Origin of the sequence: Coleofasciculus sp. FACHB-712 (assembly GCF_014695635.1) — a bacterium.
GTDB lineage: Bacteria > Cyanobacteriota > Cyanobacteriia > Cyanobacteriales > FACHB-T130 > FACHB-T130.
The window spans coordinates 1-18,592 of the sequence record NZ_JACJOQ010000417.1; the positions used below are offsets into that span (position 1 = coordinate 1).

14 protein-coding genes are annotated in these 18,592 nt (G+C 46.2%); 11 read left to right on the forward strand and 3 right to left on the reverse strand.

Annotated features, from left to right (window positions below; all coding sequences use genetic code 11):
* The coding region (locus tag H6F50_RS12790; RefSeq protein WP_190428995.1) for a hybrid sensor histidine kinase/response regulator at positions 1–1,638 on the forward strand (1,638 nt) is incomplete at its 5' end.
* 7 nt (positions 1,639–1,645) lie between these two features.
* The gene (locus H6F50_RS12795) at positions 1,646–2,095 is read left to right on the forward strand and encodes a chemotaxis protein CheW (RefSeq protein WP_190428996.1); all 450 of its coding nucleotides are present in this window, start codon (positions 1,646–1,648) and stop codon (positions 2,093–2,095) included.
* 314 nt (positions 2,096–2,409) lie between these two features.
* Here the strand turns inward: H6F50_RS12795 and hemL are convergent, their stop codons facing one another.
* Entirely contained in the window at positions 2,410–3,708 is a 1,299-nt protein-coding gene (gene hemL / locus H6F50_RS12800; protein ID WP_190415898.1) for a glutamate-1-semialdehyde 2,1-aminomutase, read from the reverse strand.
* A gap of 486 nt (positions 3,709–4,194) precedes the next feature.
* On the opposite strand from hemL, the gene hisIE reads away from it, so the two are divergent.
* Together hisIE and H6F50_RS12810 are read left to right on the forward strand one after the other, a co-directional pair.
* Positions 4,195–4,845, forward strand: a complete 651-nt coding sequence (hisIE, locus tag H6F50_RS12805) for a bifunctional phosphoribosyl-AMP cyclohydrolase/phosphoribosyl-ATP diphosphatase HisIE (RefSeq protein WP_190428997.1) — start codon at positions 4,195–4,197, stop codon at positions 4,843–4,845.
* 277 nt (positions 4,846–5,122) lie between these two features.
* A complete protein-coding gene (locus H6F50_RS12810) occupies positions 5,123–6,205 on the forward strand; it encodes a hypothetical protein (RefSeq protein WP_190428998.1) in 1,083 nt (360 codons plus the stop codon).
* A gap of 44 nt (positions 6,206–6,249) precedes the next feature.
* Here H6F50_RS12810 and H6F50_RS12815 read toward each other — a convergent pair whose 3' ends face one another.
* Positions 6,250–7,494 (reverse strand): MFS transporter, encoded by a 1,245-nt coding sequence (locus tag H6F50_RS12815; protein WP_190428999.1) that lies wholly within the window; start codon positions 7,492–7,494, stop codon positions 6,250–6,252.
* A gap of 303 nt (positions 7,495–7,797) precedes the next feature.
* Between H6F50_RS12815 and H6F50_RS12820 the strand changes: the two genes are divergently transcribed.
* The 3 genes from H6F50_RS12820 to ruvA all read left to right on the forward strand — a co-directional run bounded on the left by H6F50_RS12820 (position 7,798) and on the right by ruvA (position 9,569).
* The gene (locus tag H6F50_RS12820; protein WP_190415851.1) at positions 7,798–7,977 is read left to right on the forward strand and encodes a chlorophyll a/b-binding protein; all 180 of its coding nucleotides are present in this window, start codon (positions 7,798–7,800) and stop codon (positions 7,975–7,977) included.
* Positions 7,978–8,167: 190 nt separating this feature from the next.
* Positions 8,168–8,917, forward strand: a complete 750-nt coding sequence (locus H6F50_RS12825) for a sucrose-phosphate phosphatase (RefSeq protein ID WP_190415900.1) — start codon at positions 8,168–8,170, stop codon at positions 8,915–8,917.
* A 28-nt stretch (positions 8,918–8,945) separates the two neighbouring features.
* Entirely contained in the window at positions 8,946–9,569 is a 624-nt protein-coding gene (gene ruvA, locus H6F50_RS12830; protein ID WP_190429000.1) for a Holliday junction branch migration protein RuvA, read from the forward strand.
* A 102-nt stretch (positions 9,570–9,671) separates the two neighbouring features.
* Here ruvA and H6F50_RS12835 read toward each other — a convergent pair whose 3' ends face one another.
* Positions 9,672–11,678 carry an AAA family ATPase gene (locus H6F50_RS12835; RefSeq protein WP_190429001.1) on the reverse strand — a complete coding sequence of 669 codons (2,007 nt, stop codon included), beginning with the start codon at positions 11,676–11,678 and terminating at the stop codon, positions 9,672–9,674.
* 675 nt (positions 11,679–12,353) lie between these two features.
* On the opposite strand from H6F50_RS12835, the gene H6F50_RS12840 reads away from it, so the two are divergent.
* The 4 genes from H6F50_RS12840 to H6F50_RS12855 form a co-directional block, all read left to right on the forward strand.
* Positions 12,354–14,972 carry a DUF4157 domain-containing protein gene (locus H6F50_RS12840; RefSeq protein WP_242029007.1) on the forward strand — a complete coding sequence of 873 codons (2,619 nt, stop codon included), beginning with the start codon at positions 12,354–12,356 and terminating at the stop codon, positions 14,970–14,972.
* Complete coding sequence (locus H6F50_RS12845) at positions 14,972–15,820, forward strand: AAR2 pre-mRNA splicing protein (protein WP_190429002.1); 849 nt, start codon at positions 14,972–14,974, stop codon at positions 15,818–15,820. Before H6F50_RS12840 ends, H6F50_RS12845 begins: the two co-directional genes overlap by 1 nt.
* Positions 15,821–16,103: 283 nt before the next feature.
* The gene (locus H6F50_RS12850) at positions 16,104–17,834 is read left to right on the forward strand and encodes a M48 family metallopeptidase (RefSeq protein WP_190429003.1); all 1,731 of its coding nucleotides are present in this window, start codon (positions 16,104–16,106) and stop codon (positions 17,832–17,834) included.
* A gap of 189 nt (positions 17,835–18,023) precedes the next feature.
* On the forward strand, positions 18,024–18,592 hold a 569-nt coding region (locus H6F50_RS12855; protein ID WP_190429004.1), incomplete at its 3' end, for a class I SAM-dependent methyltransferase.

An 18,592-nucleotide genomic window follows, 5' to 3' on the forward strand; every position in this document is an offset into this window, starting at 1 on the left:
ACTTTCGATTTATTAGAACTAGATCAATATACAGAATTTCACTCCACCGCTCAATCTGTGATTGAAACGACCGAAGCGATCGCGCTATCGGGAACGAAGATTGACGAAATCGCAGTGAAATTTGAACGCAGCACCGATCAACTCCGGCGGATCACCGACCAGTTGCGATCGCGCGTTATGCAACTGCGAGTCGTCCCCTTCAGTCGGGCGGTCGATCACCTCCCTCGCGCTTTGCGGGATCTGTGTCGCCTCCACAACAAAGAAGTTAATCTCCTCCTCCTGGGACGAGACACCACCATTGATGAAAGCCTGCTAGACGCTCTGCGCGACCCCTTAGTGCATCTGGTGCGAAATGCCTTCGATCACGGCATCGAAACGCCCCAAGCCCGCCTCGCCCTGGGGAAACCCCCCAGCGGTCAAATCGAAATTGAAGCCTTTCACCAAGGCGGACAAACCATCATTACCATTACTGATGATGGACGGGGAATTGACCCAGAAGCCATCCGCGCCAAAGTCGTAGCAGGCGGCTTTGTGGCAGCCGAACAAGCAGACGAACTATCAATTGCCGACCTCTACGAATTCCTCTTCTGGCCTGGTTTCAGCACCACTAAAGAGGTCACGGAACTTTCTGGTCGGGGGGTGGGGCTGGATGTGGTTCGCACCAATCTGCGGCAGGTACGGGGGACGGTCAAAGTAGATTCACGACCTGGCAAAGGTACTAGCTTTATCCTGAAGTTACCACTCATGCTATCGATCAGCGATGCCTTAATGGTTAAGGCAGATCGTAATACGGTGGCAATCCCTCTAGACGCCGTAGAGGAAATTCTCCACATTCAAGGGCATCAGATTCAAATGGCTGGGACGCAGACCATGTTGTGGTGGCGAGAAGAATTTATCCGCTTGGTGCGTTTGCAAGAATTACTCCACTATAGTGTCCCCCATCCCGACGGCCCCTCTCCCGACCCAATTGCCCAAGACTATATCCCGGTAATGGTTTTAGCTTCCAGTGAAGGTGTTCTCGCTGTAGTCGTGGAACGTCTCATCGGTCAACAAGAAGTCGTGGTAAAAGCCCTTCCGCTTCCCCTCTCAAAGCCTCGCGGGATCGTTGGTTGCACGATTATGGGAGATGGTCAGGTCGTGACGATTTTAGATGTGGACGATCTCATCGGGCAATTTTATACTCAAAGCGGCACCACAATTTCAGTTGATAATAAATCAGATTTAGGGACACGACATAGCACGCCACTCCTTGCCCCGACAGGAAGTTCTCAACCCCAAATTTTGGTTGTCGATGACTCCTACACGATCCGACAGTTACTCTCCCTGACGCTAATTCGCGCCCGTTACCGAGTCGCGCAAGCCAAAGATGGTCAAGACGCTTTATCTAAATTAGAGGAAGGCTTAAATTGCGATTTAATCATTGCCGATATAGAAATGCCCCGGATGGACGGATTTGAACTGTTGCGAAATCTGAAATCTCAACCTCAATTTGCCTCGATTCCCGTTGCCATGTTGACTTCCCGGAGTGGGTTCAAACATCGCCAGATGGCATTAGAGTTAGGAGCGATTCAATACTTTACTAAACCCTACAACGAGGTTCAGTTATTAGAAGCGATCGCTAAATTAATTAAACATTAAAGAACTTATGAATCGCCGATTCCGGACTAAAGCCCTTGTCTCAACTCGGATTGCCAAGCGAAAACTGGTCTCGTTTCAGATGGGAAGCGAACAGTACGCGATCGCAATTGACCGAGTTCAGCGCGTTCTCAAAGCATTTACACCCCATGCTGCCCTAACCAATGGTTGCCGGTTAATGGAATACGAACAGGAAGCGATCGCGCTTATCGATCTATCGGCGCTATTTCTAAAATCCCACGAAACAGACTACCACTATCTAATTGTTTGCACCATCAAGCAAAAAGAAAAATTAGGCATTCCCGTCTCTGAAATGCCTAAAATCTTAGAAGTATCAGAAGAAAAATTTGAGAACATTCCAGCTTTTTATCAACACGAAGATTTACCCGTCGCTATTGAACAAATTATCCACGCACCTGAGGGTGGTCTCGTATTCTATCTCAATTTAGATCGCCTATAAGTAGGCAGAATTAAATATTTTTAGATGGATAAGCGATAGCGTAAACTATGCAGACATTAGGTTTTCTCGCGTTCCAACTTACTGTCTAGATAGCAATCCTAATTCATTTATTAAGTCTTGGATCTCTGCACTTACTTTTCCCTGGCGCTCTATATAGCGCTAACGTGCATGGCTGATGAAAATCAAGTTCCTGGCTAATCGCAAAATTCAGGTTTATCCAACTCAAATTTAATTTTCCCAGTCCGTTAAAACGGGCTTGAGCGATTAGCCAGGAACTTAAGTTCCTGGCGGGATGATAACGTGGCGAGACTAACTTACAGCCCAGACATTACTTCTCTCGCTGCTGCCAAAGTGCGGTCAATATCTTCATCTGTGTGCGCCAGAGAAGTAAATCCAGCCTCAAACTGAGAAGGTGCCAGATACACACCCCGCTCTAACATTCCGCGATGGAAGCGGCTAAACTTGTTCGAGTCAGACTTTTTAGCATCTTCGTAGTTATGGACTGGCCCTTGAGTGAAGAACAAGCCAAACATCGCGCTGATGCTACCGCCGCAAGCCGCATGACCTGTTTCCTTAGCAATTTGCAGCAAGCCATCACTGAGCTTCTTTGTCATCTTGTCTAACTGCTCGTAGCTGCCTGGTTTTCGCAGCAATTCCAGCGTTTTGATTCCGGCAGTCATCGCCAGAGGATTCCCCGAAAGCGTCCCGGCTTGATACACTGGCCCGGCTGGAGCAATCATCGACATAATATCGCGGCGTCCACCGTAAGCACCCACCGGCAAGCCACCGCCGATTACTTTACCCAGCGTTGTCAAGTCAGGGGTAATCCCAAATCTCTCCTGTGCCCCACCGTAGGCAATCCGGAAGCCGGTCATGACTTCGTCAAATACGAGTAACGCGCCATTTTCTTGCGTAATCATTCGCAAGCCTTCCAGGAAACCCGCGTCCGGCGTAATAAAGCCAGCATTGCCCACCACTGGCTCTAGAATCACCCCAGCAATCTGGTCGGGGTTTGCGTCAAATAAAGCTTTGACGGCTTCCAGGTCATTGTAGGGGGCAGTGAGCGTGTTGCTGGTTGTCGTCTTGGGAACGCCTGGAGAATCCGGCAAGCCGAGGGTAGCGACGCCGGAACCGGCTTTCACCAGGAACATATCGGCGTGACCGTGATAGCAGCCTTCAAATTTAATCAGCTTGTCGCGTCCGGTGAAAGCTCGCATCAGGCGCAGAACTGCCATACACGCCTCGGTTCCGGAATTGACAAAGCGCACCATTTCAATGCTGGGTACGGCGTCAATCACCATCTCTGCCAGCACATTTTCTAACACGGAGGGGGCACCAAAGCTGGTGCCTTTTTCCAGGGCTTCGTGCAAGGCACTAATCACTTCTGGATGGGCATGACCGCAAATCGCGGGTCCCCAGGTGCCAACGTAGTCGATATATTGGTTGCCATCGACATCCCAGATATAGGCACCTTTGACGTGGTCAAAGACGATGGGTTGTCCTCCCACCGATTTAAACGCCCGGACTGGTGAACTGACACCTCCTGGCATCAAATGTTGAGCAGCGGCGAATATTTCTTCTGACTTGGTGGTTTTCAAATTTGTAGAAGTAATCAATGTTATCTCCTCGTTTTGATGATAAAATCTCTGCCTCAAGATAGGCGGAAGCTGCGATCGCAGAGATTACGCTGTTCAATTATCCTACTGAGGGTAATACCAATCATGTCCTACCAAACGAATCAGAATTTACCTGTGAGTGTTTGCTCTTGTTTCTGGAAGGCAGCCTAGGAGTTCCGATCGGGTAGCATTCAACTTGGTAGTTCGATTCAGCGATTCAGTTCGACGGTTCAATGGTAGCTTCGATGGTAGACAGAGGACTTCAAGGCTCACAAGGTTCTCATTTACGCTGTCAGAAGTCAATCAGCCAGCCTGGTTAGCCAGCTTAAATAGCATCTTTGGCAAATGCCTGGAACTGCTTCTTGCAACCTCTTATTCACTTTAGCGAACAACCCGGAAGAATATCTGAGGCATCTAGAACGGGTGCTGAGCAGTTGGTGGTGAGGAGTGATATCTTGTACAAGTGAGTCATTTGTACTGAAAATGCCAGCTGCTGAACCCTCTGCTTTAAGCCAATCCATCCCTGTCGATCGAATCCGCTACAACGAGCAGGGACTGGTGCCAGCGATCGCGCAAGATTATCTGGATGGCACGGTCTTGATGATGGCTTGGATGAATCGGGAGTCGTTACAGAAAACGCTAGAAACGGGACAAGCTTGGTATTGGAGCCGTTCTCGTGGGGAGTTATGGCATAAAGGTGCGACTTCGGGGCATTTACAAAATGTGCGAAGTCTCCGTTATGACTGCGATAGCGATGCGCTGCTGGTTACTGTGGAACAGGTGGGAGAAATTGCCTGTCACACCGGAGAACGCAGCTGTTTTCATCAAGTAGATGGGGAAAAAGCGCCGCCTCCCGCAGATACCTTGTCGGATTTGTTTGCGACGATTTGCGATCGCCGCGATAACCCGAACGAAAGTTCTTACACCAGCAAGCTATTTGCCGGTGGAGATAACAAGATTTTGAAAAAAGTTGGCGAAGAATCTGCTGAAGTGGTGATGGCTTGCAAGGATGACGACAAGGACGCGATCGCGGGTGAGGTTGCTGATTTGTTCTATCACACCCTGGTTGCTTTAGCTCACCATCATGTTGATGTTAGAGATGTTTATCGCAAGTTGCAGGAACGCCGTCGATAATTGATTGGCGACCGATCTAGCCTAGCCATTGTTGGCACAAAAACAACGAGCGTTCACATAACTAGCAACAAACAAATCTAGCTCAAAGCGTTTTGTTTGTTTACTGCAATAGGTACTGTCAAAATAGAGTATTTCACGAGCATAAAGAATGTACGGTAAACAAGGGCGGTGTTCTCAAAGGACGACCTTCGGTTCGCTTCGACTTTAGTTGAATTGTAGAAGTGTAGTTTTCTGCAAAAATGAGATATTCTCGCAAAACTAACACAGGTAGCGATTGATGAATAAAAAGTGTAACCGAATTAAACGATTCACAAGTTTCTTAGCCTTCGCCTATCTTTTGCTACCTGTACATTCTCCCCAGGTTAAAGCGCAGGATTCCTCAAATAATGTAGAAACTGCACCTGAGTTACTAAAAACACCGCCTAATCAAAAAAAGCCGACTGAAGTCTCAATTGGTATTTATATTACTAACTTCGCTAATATCGATCAAGCTAACGAAAGCTCTGAGATAGTTGGCTACCTATTTGCTACTTGGAAAGATCCACGCTTGGCATTTAAACCAAAAAAGGATGAAGAAAACACAAAATATTATAATATTGAAGATATCTGGCAACCCGGTCTAGAAATTATTAACTCTAAAGAATTTCGCGAACAAACTAACAATGATGTTCGTGTAGAAACAAATGGCACCGTTCATTATCAAGAAACTTTTAAAATAAATTTGTCCTCTGGGTTAGATTTAAAAAGATTCCCATTCGATTCTCAAAAAGTCAATATTCTACTTGAATCTTTTAAATATGATATCAACAAAGTGAAATTAGTTTCACAGAATTCGTTAAGTGGACTCAGTAAAGACAGCTACGTTTCCTTGGCAGAATGGCACATTCAAGGAGTAACCACACGAGTAGAACAGAAAAAATTCGATCCTGAGAACACTTACTATTCTCGATTGATCTTTGAAATTAATATTAAACGAAACTATGGCTTTTATATCTGGAAAGTAGGTATCCCACTGTTACTACTAACAATCATTTCGTGGATGGTATTTTGGATTGAACCAAAAGAATTTGGTACACAGGTGTCGATAAGCATTACAAGTATGCTTTCTGTAATTGCATTTAGCTTTACAGTGAATGATGCCTTGCCACGGGTGGCATATTTAACATTTATAGACGGATTTATTTTTTTGTGTTATGTCTTTGTGTTCCTATCTCTCTTTATAGTAATCCTGGTACATTATCTAAGTACAACAGGAAAAGAAAAAAAAGGATTAATGGTTCAAAACAATTCTCGCTGGTTTTTCCCAATTACGTTTAGTATCAGTAATCTCCTATTGATAATTTTGATTATGCTGACATAAGGGTTAAAGTTTTATGAAAAATAGCATTCTAATGCGGCTTTCTATTAGCGAGACAAAATTCGATTCAGGTACTGCAAAATGGCAATGGTGATGGCTACGCTTAACGCGAAGCCTAGCCACAAACCATGCGCCACAGCGGGCGGTTGATCTAATGCCCAGCCACCCACTGTAGGGCCAATGAAATAGCCGATTGCCCAGCAAAGAGAATTAATTGAAAAATATACCCCACGCTGAGATTCGGGGGCTAAGACTGTAATCAGAGAAGATGCTGAGGGAGTGTAGGAAACGAGGGCGATCGCAAAGACTCCCATTGCTAAAATTGCCCACACTAACTGACTTGATGCTGCTACTCCTGTAAACCAAATTAAGCTAAATCCTAATCCCCAAAATAGGGCGGAAATGCACAAGGCATAGGGATGGCTCAAACGTTTAAACATTCTGACAACTGGCAGCTGTAAGAGAATGGCTAAGACAAGGTGCCAGGTAAATAAAGCACTAATGGTTGTGGGGGAAAATCCTTTTCCAGATTCTTCTATACGCAAGAAATTGCTGAAGTACAGGGGCATTGTACTTTGGGTTTGCGAGATATAGGTGGTGAAGATGATGTTCACTAAGCAAAAAATCAACAGACTGCGATCGCGCAGTGCCGTTGCCCAACTGCTAAATGCTTGTTGTTGGCGTTCTCCTGGTTTGTAAGTTTCTGCGATCGCTGCATAGACGACCCCAAAGAACACCACAAATGAAATCGCATCAAGCACAAATAGCTCTCGATAAGCCCCCGTGGTGCCAATTAATACACCTCCCAATACAATTCCGATGCCCATCCCCAAATTGTCTGCCAGTCGCGTTAGGGCATAAGCTTCATTGCGCTGCTCTCCCTCTGTCAAATCTGCTACTACGGCTTCTGTGGCAGGCCAATATAAACCGATGCCCATGCCCATCAGCAAGTTACCAACCACGAAAATGTGAAAATTGTTGCTAATCGCCAAGACTACGGAAGCAACTGCCGAAACCGCTGCTGAGAGTAACAGGGTGCGTCTGCGTCCCCAAAACTGCGAATCTGCAAACGAACCGCCCAAAATACGCCCAACTACGCCAGAAATGGAGGCGCTGCCTAAGCCAATCCCGACTTGCGTGGCGGAGAGTCCCACTTGATTGACAAAAAAAATCGGGGCGTAAAACAAAGTAAACCCAGTGCCAATCCCGGATAAGAATCGACCAGCGGCAAGAATCCAAACTTGGGAATTTAGCTGAGGCAACCAGGACGTGGCTTTGCGGAAAAATGTCATGGGGGAGAGGAATTAGAGGGATTTCTGAAGGCAATTCTGCGGGTGAACGGACTTGTCGCGTATCCACTTCAATACAGAATTGCTTGAATTGAGCAGAATCGGTTTTTCTCAGGTGATAGAGAAAGATAGTGAAAGCAAAAACGCGATCGCGCGATTCCTCTCAAGCTTTCGGTTCAAGCTTTCGGTGCGATCGCTCATAGCTCTAACCTCAGATAGAGACCACCCTAGCTTCTTATCGTTACATTTAGTTACATAAGCTAAACATTGCTTAACAAACGTAGCGATAAACCCGGAGTTCCCACCATGCAAGAGACACAGAAAGTAACCACTCCCGTCATGGACGATCGTAACGCTTGGAGATACGGCTTCACTCCTCAAGCAGAAATTTGGAACGGGCGTCTAGCGATGATTGGCTTTTTAGCCGCTGCGCTGATTGAAATCTTCTCAGGTCAAGGCTTCCTGCACTTCTGGGGTCTGATCTAGAATTAATTCCCTCCCATTCTCGTCATCATGTCACCTCAAGTAATCCGCCTGGGAGTTATCAAAACGCTCCCAGGTTTTTTTTATCTTCAATTGTCGCTAAGGAGTGATGGGAAGCGATCGCTCTCTATCCCCCTAATGAACTCCCATATAGGAAAATAATCCAGTAGCCAAATCCCAAGCAATGAGCAACGTGAAGCCATTTCTCTTCTTGACCGATTTAGACAATACCTTAGTAGGCGATGACGAGGCTCTAGAAGAACTCAAGCGCCACCTGAGCCAGCATCGGCAACAATACGGGACAAAGATTGTTTATGTAACAGGTCGTTCCCCCGTCCTCTACCAAGAACTGAAGACCGAACAGGAGCTATTAGAACCCGATGTCCTCGTTCTCTCTGTTGGGACGGAAATTTATCGAGATGGCAGCGATACACCAGATCCAGCTTGGGTAGAGCAACTTTCTCACAACTGGGATCGGGATTTGATCGTCGCCACAACCGCTCATTTTTCTGACCTCGTTCCCCAACCGCCATCCGAACAACGCCCCTTTAAAGTTAGCTACTTCCTCGCCGAAGAAGCCGCCGTTGAAGTTCTCCCTCAGCTAGAAGATTTGTTGGAAGAACGCAAGCTAGATGTCAAGTTGGTCTATAGCAGTGGCAAAGACTTGGACATCCTACCTCGCGGTGGCAATAAAGGAACTGCAACCACGTTTCTGCGACAGCAATTTCAGATGCCTCCCGAACAAACCGTTGTTTGTGGTGATTCTGGCAACGATGTAGCTTTCTTTCAGTCCGGTGAGGAACGGGGAATCATTGTCGGGAATGCCCAGCCAGAACTGCTAAAGTGGCATTACGCCAATCCTTCGATTAATCGCTATTTAGCAAAAGCGGATTGCGCTGGAGGTATTCTAGAAGGTCTGAAGCATTTCGGCTTTTTAGAATGAACTTATCCTACATCCTCAACATCTTTGCATGATCGGCTATCTCAAAGGGACGGTAGCTGGCATCCAGAAAAGCACCGCCAATCGCGTCATCCTGATTCTGGAAGTTAATCAGATTGGGTACGAACTGCATATCCCGCCGCGCCTGGAGGCTGAGCTACCGGCGGCGGGAGAAATGGTGCAAGTTTTTACACACCAACAAGTTCGGGAAGATCAAGTCCTCCTGTATGGCTTTGGCTCCGCCGCTGAGCGGGATTTATTTCGCGCCCTCGTCAGCGTCAGCGGGATTGGTGCTAGAGGCGCGATCGCCCTCTTAGACACCTTAGGGCTATCAGATTTAGTTCAAGCAATCGTTACAGGCAACACTCGCACCTTAGCGAAAACTCCTGGCATTGGTAGCAAAACCGCCGAACGTCTGGCGCTGGAACTGAAAACTAAACTTGCAGAATGGCGACACTCGGCAGGGGTCACTAGCACCGCGACTGGTCCTTCTGCCGCGATTTTAGAAGATGTGGAGATGACACTACTGGCTTTGGGATATAGCAATAGTGAAGTTGCCCAGGCGATCGCTGTCGTCAGACAAGATACTCTGCTAGCAAAAAGCACGAATGCAGAAGATTGGATTAGAGGTGCGATCGCTTGGTTGAGTCATTGACCTCCTCCCAGCACTCTCGTTGGAGTCCCGATTTAACTCAGGTTTCTAAATTCACAATCGAAATTCCTACCTGTAAGGAATCGGCACTTCAACTTAAACAGATCAGAGCCAACCTTTAATTTCTACATCAGTGAGCGATCGCTCTAACTTGACATATTCACTTTTGGTCGCTTGTAGAATATGTTTCATCATCACCGGCTCTCCGGCATTGGCTGCTAGAAAAGCGGCATTCAAGGAAATATTGCGGATATTTCCTCCCGCTACATTTAGCTTTGCCAGCTTGCTCATATCTAGCCCTTCAGTCGGGGTCTTTTTGGGGAAGATACGCTGCCAAATTTCCGCCCGTTGGCTGGCATCGGGGAAGGGAAACTGCACAATAAATCGGATGCGGCGTAGGAAAGCTTGGTCTAATGAACCTTTCAAGTTAGTCGTCAAAATCGCCAAACCCTGATAAGCTTCCATGCGCTGTAGCAAATAGCTAACTTCAACATTAGCGTGGCGGTCGTGGCTATCTTTCACCTCAGTGCGTTTCCCAAATAAGGCGTCAGCTTCATCGAATAGCAAAATAGCACCGCCTGCTTCAGCAGTATCAAATATCCGCCGCAAGTTCTTTTCGGTTTCTCCAATATATTTACTAACGACTGCACTCAAGTCGATGCGATACAGGTCTAACCGCAATTCCTTCGCCAGTACATCTGCTGCCATTGTTTTACCTGTACCGGAAGCCCCTGCAAATAAGGCGCTGATACCTAAACCCCGATTGCTCTTACCCGCAAATCCCCAGACTTCGTAAACTTTAGCGCGTTGCCGAAGATGAGCGGAGATATCACGCAGAATCTGGCGTTGTGCTTCTGGCAGCACCAAGTCGTCCCAAGTAGAATTTGAATCAATGCGTTGAGCTAAATCATCTAGGCGTGGACGTGCTTGGACGCGACAGAAATCCCATAACTGATTTTGAATTGGAGAATCTACTTCAATTTCTAATTTTTCACTTTTAATTTTTAATTGTTCGCAGGCAGATTGAATGGCGGGACTGCTGAGATTGAATTGAGAGACTAGCTCCTCTACGTGTCCGTTTAGTTCAGCAGCGACTGAGCCTAGATTAGTTTTCCAGATAGCAAGTTGTTCGCTGCGGGTAAGTTTGGGAACGTCGAAGGCAATTAGGGGGCGTTGTGGTGAATGCAGCCGTTCTTCTGTAGTAATCATTAGTGGGGTCGTGGTGCCTTGAATGAGCTGCAAAATTGCGGTTTCTCGGACTGAATCACCTGCATTGAAGCGATCGCAATCCAGCAACAGAACACTACCTGTCAAAGCGACTTCGCGTTCCCAGCGTCGGAGTAGCTGAATCAGGTCGTCGGGATCGGTTGGTAAGCGATGGGCGGATATGAGTTTCAAGGGATGCCCCATAAGGGCGCAGGCAGCGGCAGCGATTGCCCATTTATCGCCTACGTCTAAACCACACAGTTGCGGGATAGAGAAAGTAGAAGAATTTCCCCTTTCAGACAAGATAGCTGCTAGCCTGTCTGCTAACTGCTGGTGGGACGGTTGTAGGGGTGTATGGCAATACGCTTCTACAGGCAAGGGCTGAATTAGACTCATCAGGCGATCGTCCTGATACGGTTCGCCAAACAGATAGTGCAGCACGCTCTCATCAATCTGCAAAGAACAGAAGGTAATGACTTGACCTGTACCGACTTGCAGTAATTGCCAGTGACGCAGAGGTGCTTGGGGGGTAAAAGCACTCCAATGACTTTGGGGAAACACTTCCAAAGCTAAACCAAAGGTCGGATAAGCCATTTCTCGATTTCCTTGAGCGTTAGCGCACAGGGCTGAGAAATTAGGAAAAATTGCCATACCGACGCACAACAGCAGAATATTGCGCTCGAAGGAAGACAGGTTGAAGGTAGTGCAGAGTTGCTCTAATGCTGGGGGGGCTGACATAGAGGCAGCGATCGCATCTAAATTCAATTGCTCGTCCGCAACTGCTTCAACGGCTCGATTCTGCTGGCGATCGATGTACTGCTCTAATTTCCGATGCACTCCCGCTACTGCGGTCATCAGATAGTGGGAATTGCTTTTATACCAGCGGTCGGTGGTTGTGATATTCATTAGTTTTCTGACTTCAAACCGCCATGAGGAAATTACGGATTTATCCTCTAGAACTAAACGCCTTCAAATTTCTCTGGATTGATGAATATATTTAGTGGCAAATTCAAATCGTAAAGTTAAGTATTTAAGCTTAAAAAATTATTAATTTATTTTGTAGCAAATTCGGTTATTCTAAGCCCCTTTTCATGACAGCCCGCGTAGGCAAGCTTTGTTTGTGTGGTTCCGCTCCTTTTCATAGCAGCCTGCGTAGGCAGGCTTTGTTTGTATAGCGCGACTTTAGTCGTTTGGCTAAAATTTCGGGATAAAGGAAAAAGGCTTTTAGAACCAGCTTGGCTATCAAAGCACAACAGCAAATTTACGATTTTTATTTTTTCATACTTCTCAGCAATTCTCCGGGAAAGATGGAAAGAAGCTGTAACTATTAGGTCTCTAATGCTCGATGTATCCCTGCCACTGCGGTCATCACATAGTGAGGGTTGGCTTTGTGCCAGTTAGAAGTGGCTGCTATATCCATTGATTTTTCCACCTTTACCCGAAATCGCCTAATTTACAGATTTTATCTATCTAGAGGAGTATCTATTTTATTAAAATTTATTCCCATGCGTCCTTGACGATTTAAGCAAAGATATGATCTAAAGGCTTAAAATTTTCCCACGCTGGCACGAGAGGCTCAATATGACCTACAAAAGAGTGCAAAAATCTTCCTCTTGGACTCCGCAAACCCAGGCGAAAGCCTCTCGCTTTGCCCCACCTCCAATGACCGTGCAGGCAAAACAACCTGTTGACGAGCATCAGTCAGAGTCGCAAATGCCCAGCTACACCCCCTTGCCAGCAGACTACGTTCATCCTCTGATGAGAAGTTTGAATTCGGCTGAGCCAATGCAGGAGCGGGCAGAAGCACTACAATCTGAGTCTGAGTCCACTGTTGAAGACAATATCCAGATGTCAGCCGGGGCGGAGGCTATCCAGCGTCAGGAAGAGTTGGAAGACGAAGGCGAGGAAAAACTGTCGGTTCAGGCGAAGCTTACGATAGGGCAGCCAGGAGATAAATACGAGCAGGAAGCTGACCAGATGGCAGCGCAGATAGTGCAGCAGATAAATGCGCCCTCTCCTCAGTCGTCAGGTCAGAGTAACCCAGTCCAGCGGCAAGAGATGCCTCCTGAGGAAGACGAACTTCAGATGAAGCCAATGGTGCAGCGTCTGCAAGCCAGCGGAGGAACGGTTACGCAAGATGTGGAAGCCTCCATTCAAGGGGCGCGGGGTAGCGGACAGCCACTGGCAGATAGCATCCGTGTACCGATGGAAGGGGCGTTTGGGGCTGATTTTAGTAGCGTTAAAGTCCACACCGATTCTCAATCTGACCAGCTCAACCAATCAATTCAGGCGAAAGCTTTTACCACAGGACAAGATATCTTCTTTCGTCAGGGAGCTTACGAACCTGGAAATCGGGAGGGACAAGAGTTAATTGCCCACGAGTTAACTCATGTGGTACAGCAGAGTGGCGGTACGCTATCCGGAGCAGTGCAAGGTAGGTTAATTCAGCGCACGCCGGATGACCTTTGGAACGCGGTGAATAGCGAGCAGGACGTTGACACTATTAGTCAGGAAAAAGCCAAACAAATATTAAAGAATGATTTCTACTCAAACTGGTTTCTTGTGAGAGATTACTTGGTAGAGGGTAAATGGAAAGGCAAGGAGCAAGCAGAGATTGAGAGAAAGCAGCCTTGGTTCAAAAAGCTAATGCGAGAGAGTTTCATCAAACTGCGTCAGACGGAGACTGACAAGCTTCTAACACATATACGAGATAATGAACTCGCAACTGGTGAATTCGAGAACTTAGAACCGGAAGATCGCCTGAAGTGGTCGAGTGCGGGTAGCGAGACACTAACTTCTGACATTGATGTCAATCTCAAAGGTGCAGGCTCAATCGCAGCCGTCACGCTGTTCAATCAACTGTTCAAGACAGAACTCAAATGGCCTAACGAACCTGGCACAGTCTTTGATGTCAACGTCTATGCTCAAGACTTCATGGAAAAGAAGCCATTCACGCTTGATAAGAACGAAAACGAGAATACCGCAAAAATTATTCCGCAACAGGAAGTCGAGCTAAAAGGTGATGTCTTTACTAAGTTTGCTGCCGATCAAGATATGTGGTCGATCTTAAAGATGCGAATCCACATGACACAAGAAGAATGGGAACAATATCAAACCTCTATTGTAGGAGATAGCTTAAAGCCATACGACGAAGGCGCTCAGTACCAAGAAGGGATGGACGTAGAAACATACCATAAGCAACAAAAACTCCGTATACACTTTGCAGAAGCTGAAGGTTACTACAACGAGTATCAGTGTTTACTTCAGGAGAAGATTCTCCAAATCAACACCAGCACTGATGAGGTTTATGTCACCCTGCGGAAGAATCTCGAAGCTGGTAAACAGTATCTCTCCAAGCATCAAGCTGCTGATACGAAGAAGATGGCAGCAGCTAACCTAATTTACCAGGAACAACTGGATGAAGTTGCAGCAATTCGTCTGTATTTGCAAGACCTTAAAGATTCTAGCAAAAGCAAAAATACTATAGCTCTTCAGAAAGAAATTGATCAATACTCCGTGCGTCTTAAAACAGCACTCTCACACTCGATTGTTTATGCCAATGAAGCCTATTTTACTCAGGGTGCAGTTCACTTCTCCGTAATTGGTCAGCAGATTGGCAACAGCATTAAAAAAGATAAAGGATTTGATAAGGTCGAACTTCAATTATCTGACGAAGAATATCTCCATTCCTTCCGAGAACAAGTAGGAGACACGCTTAAGGTATTGCACGAGTACAGTGAAGCAGAAATTTGGAAAGCTGCATATAAAGCTGGTAAATATATAGACCGTATGCTCAAATCTGCTGCTCCTTTAGTAGGTTCTTCTACAGTGAATTGGTTTAATCGTTTGTCAGAGGTAGGTAGCATCGCGATCGCGCTCAAGGATGAAGGCGCAAATAGTGAAACGCAACAGAGTAGGCTCAATCCGGTTGCTGGAGTAATGGCAGATAGCGTATCCGGTTTCCGCAATCTGATCCTTCAGTTTGGGGTAGATGTCGAAAAAACCTATCAAAATAACCAGGAAGCGAAAAAAGCAGCCGAGAAGAATAAAGTCGAGGAACAACCTAATCTTGATGAAATTCAACGACCAAAAGCAGATAGCAATAATTCTGTAGGGGCGGAAATGCAACAAAATATTGAACAAGCAGAAGACAAATTTGCTGGTTTGGTCGAACTAGCTCGTCAGATGTGGGGGATTTAATGGCTAGTCTTTTCACTGCAATTGTCTTGCGCGATGTGCCGAAGTTGTCTGCTCAGATTGACTTATTTAAATATCCGCTTAAAGGAGGTTTTCGGGGGTTTTCTTTGGTTCCGCCTGGAGTTCATTATGTAAGCGTTCAGGCTGAGGCAACACATCCAGGATTTTGGTGCTATCTGCATCCAGATGAGGTAGTTGTTAAAGTTTTTGACTATACTTTACAACAGTTTGTGGATGACAATTCCGAATCTGTCGCTACCTATCAACAATTAGCCATCAACGGTTCTATGGGAACAGCACTCTTTCCTTATCCCCAAGAACAGTGGGAAAAGTGGTGGAAATTGACCCAATATATTAATCCCAGCGATTTTCCTCCGCAACTTTATCAAGAGATAGTTAGCGAACCACCAGTCAATCTGCCAATAGCAGAATTATCTGATTGGATGGAAAAACATCACAAGTCTCGCTTTGAACTAGCTCTATTTGATACCCATAAAGGCGATCGAGAAGCGTTTTTGGGGGAACTTCAGTTTTCTTTTGTGCGCTGGCTGGTTAATTCCGAAAATAATGAAGATGCAGAAGCTTTTAACCGCTGGCAGCACTTACTTCTATCCATCTATAATGCAGGTGAAAGAATAATCTCTCAAAATTCTAATTGTTTTGTGGCTGTAATCGATACCCTGATAGCACAGTTTGAATGCTTGTCCGATAGTATGTTTGAACCAAATAGCTTTGTTAACCACGATGCTAGTTATCTGGTTGAAGATATGCTGGATACGGATATCGAGGAATTGGGGGCGAAAGGTCGAGAATTTGCTGCTTATTTGGAAAAACGGAGGACGAATGGGTAGCATGGCATTCTATCAAGAGATAGCCAGCACCAAGGCGATCGCAAACTCGGCAGATTAATTAGATAGACAAACTTTATGCCTCAATGACCGAACTTTCCTCAGAACTGCTTTAGGATGCGATCGCGCTAACGAAAACGCAAATACAGGAAATGCGATCGCGTCTCTAAAATAAGTTTGCGTAAATTGGCACAATCCCGCCTCTGCGTTCGTGTAGTCCCAGCGAGATAGGTCGGGTAAACTCTAAACATAATATAGAAAACTAGAGTTTCCATTTTCTTCTGCCATGAAACCTGTCTGGAATTCCCTGGCTTTTGCGCTTGTGCTATTGTCCGCTTCCCCCACAGCAGTGCTAGCGGAACCGACATCGCCTCCTACGGTGATTGTGACTCCAGTTCCCAAGAAAACTGAAACCCCAACGCCTCAACCAGAGGATACCAACACGCAAAAGGATTCACCTCCGGCGGTAATCGTCACTCCAGTTCCGACAACGCCAAAGACGGAAGAAACCAGCACCCCCGAAGTCAAACCCTCTGCTGAGGAAACAAAACCAGAACCCAGTCCGGAAGCAAGTGAAAAGCCGGAAACAAAACCAGAATCCGATACAGACGAAAAAGCTGAGGAGGAGAAACTAACTCCAGAAGAAATTGCTCAGCAAGAGAAAATAATTGAAGCGGATAAGCTTTATCTGGGGGGACAATTTGCTGCGGCTGAAAAGCTTTACCGGGAGGCAAAAGTTCCTTTTGCGAATGCAACCGAGAAAACTGAGCGAAAAGAAGCCATTACTGACGCGGATAAGTTAGCACCAGCGGGGAGAGTTTATTGGCGCGAGGCTCAAGCGGGTATACAACAAAAACTGGAAAGCAAAATTTTTGTGCCGCTGCAATTTTTAGTAGAGCAGTATCCTGAATTTATTCCCGGTCAGGTAGAGTATGCAAAAGCGCTGCGGGATTACAATCAGGTAGAAAAATCTTTACAAGTTTTGGAACGGGCAAGCACTCTTTATCCCGCCGAACCGATGTTGCTCAAAGCAAAAATTGCAGCATACGGTCAAAATAAAAAATGGTTGGAAGCTTCGCTGTCAGCACGTCAATTTGCGTTGCTTAACCCGAATCATCCAGAGGCGACGGAGTTTACAACGCTAGCGGAAGAGAATCTAAAACGTTATCAATCGCATTTACGCGCGGAGTTGAGAGGGAATGCGATCGCTAATGTAATTACGGGTGCTTTAAGCTATGCCTTCACTGGCAGTTTGTTCGGCCCTCTGACTGCCGTTGAAAGCGCCGCACTGATGCTGCGGGGAGAATCTGCGATTGGTCGATCGGTGGCAAAACAAGCCAAACGCGAACTGCCACTGGTTGAAGATGAAGAGGTGTTGAATTACGTTCGGGAGATAGGAAATAAATTAGCAACGGTAGCGGGACGCCAAGATTTTGAGTATGAATTTTTTGTGGTTCTAGATGACGATCTCAATGCTTTTGCGCTACCAGGAGGCAAGGTTTTTGTCAATGCGGGGGCGATCGCTCGCACCCATTCTGAAGCAGAATTAGCCGGTTTATTAGCTCATGAATTATCTCATGCCGTCCTCTCTCATGGGTTTCAATTAGTCACGCAAGGAAATCTTACGGCTAGCGTGACCGGATTTATTCCTTATGCTGGGAATACTGTCACCAATCTGATTGTTTTTGACTACAGCCGCGACATGGAACGTCAGGCGGATATTCTCGGAACTCGCATTCTCAGTGCTACCGGCTATGCGGCGGATGGGATGCGGAATCTGATGGTGACGCTAAGCAAGCAAGATCGCGATCGCCCAATCTTCAGTTGGCTTTCCACGCACCCGATCACCGATGAGCGGACTCGGTATTTAGAAAGTTTAATTCAGAGTAACGGCTACAACCGCTATGCCTATGAAGGAGTAGCGCGACACAACGAAATTAAGGCAAAAGTGAAGAAAATTCTCGACGAGGCAAAGAAGAAGGAAAAAGAACGCAAACGAAAGCGCGATCGCAATTAGCAATTCAGCGGGTAGACACGATCAACCTAAACATCTGGCTTAGGTTAGATTCAGGAACGAAACCCAACATTGACAACGCTTTGATGGGGTACTATCCCTAGAAGGCTTTAGCCTTATGGCATGAACGCGCCTCCGCATCTGCTCGATCTATCCGACAAAGACGAGATCCATCTACTTAGCCATTAAGCCATGCAAAGAGTATTAGAACCCGAAGTCATGGACAGTTTGGAAGAAGCTGTTGAATATGACGCGATGGACTTTACAGAAATAAATGGGGCATTTGCTCAACGGGCAATTGAGATAGGAGCAACAAATACAACTGTTCTAGATGCCGGAACCGGAACCGCTCGAATTCCTATCTTAATTGCACAGCAACGCTCTGAATGGCAAATTATCGGCATCGATATGGCAGAATCAATGCTGCAACTTGGTAGAGAAAATGTAGAAAAAGCTGGGTTGCAAAAACAAATCATTCTGGAATTTGTTGATGCTAAGAAGTTACCTTATCAAGACGGAAAATTTGATATGGTAATTTCCAATAGCCTGTTTCACCACCTACCCAATCCACTGCCATTCTTGCAAGAAGTGAAACGAGTTGTAAAGCCGCAGGGTGCTATTCTCATCCGAGATTTAATTCGTCCTCCAAGCGAGGAAATAATGAATAAGTTGGTGGAAAGTATTGGTACAAATTACAACAAACATCAAAAGATGTTATTTCACGACTCTCTCCACGCTGCGTTTACCTTGGATGAAGTGCA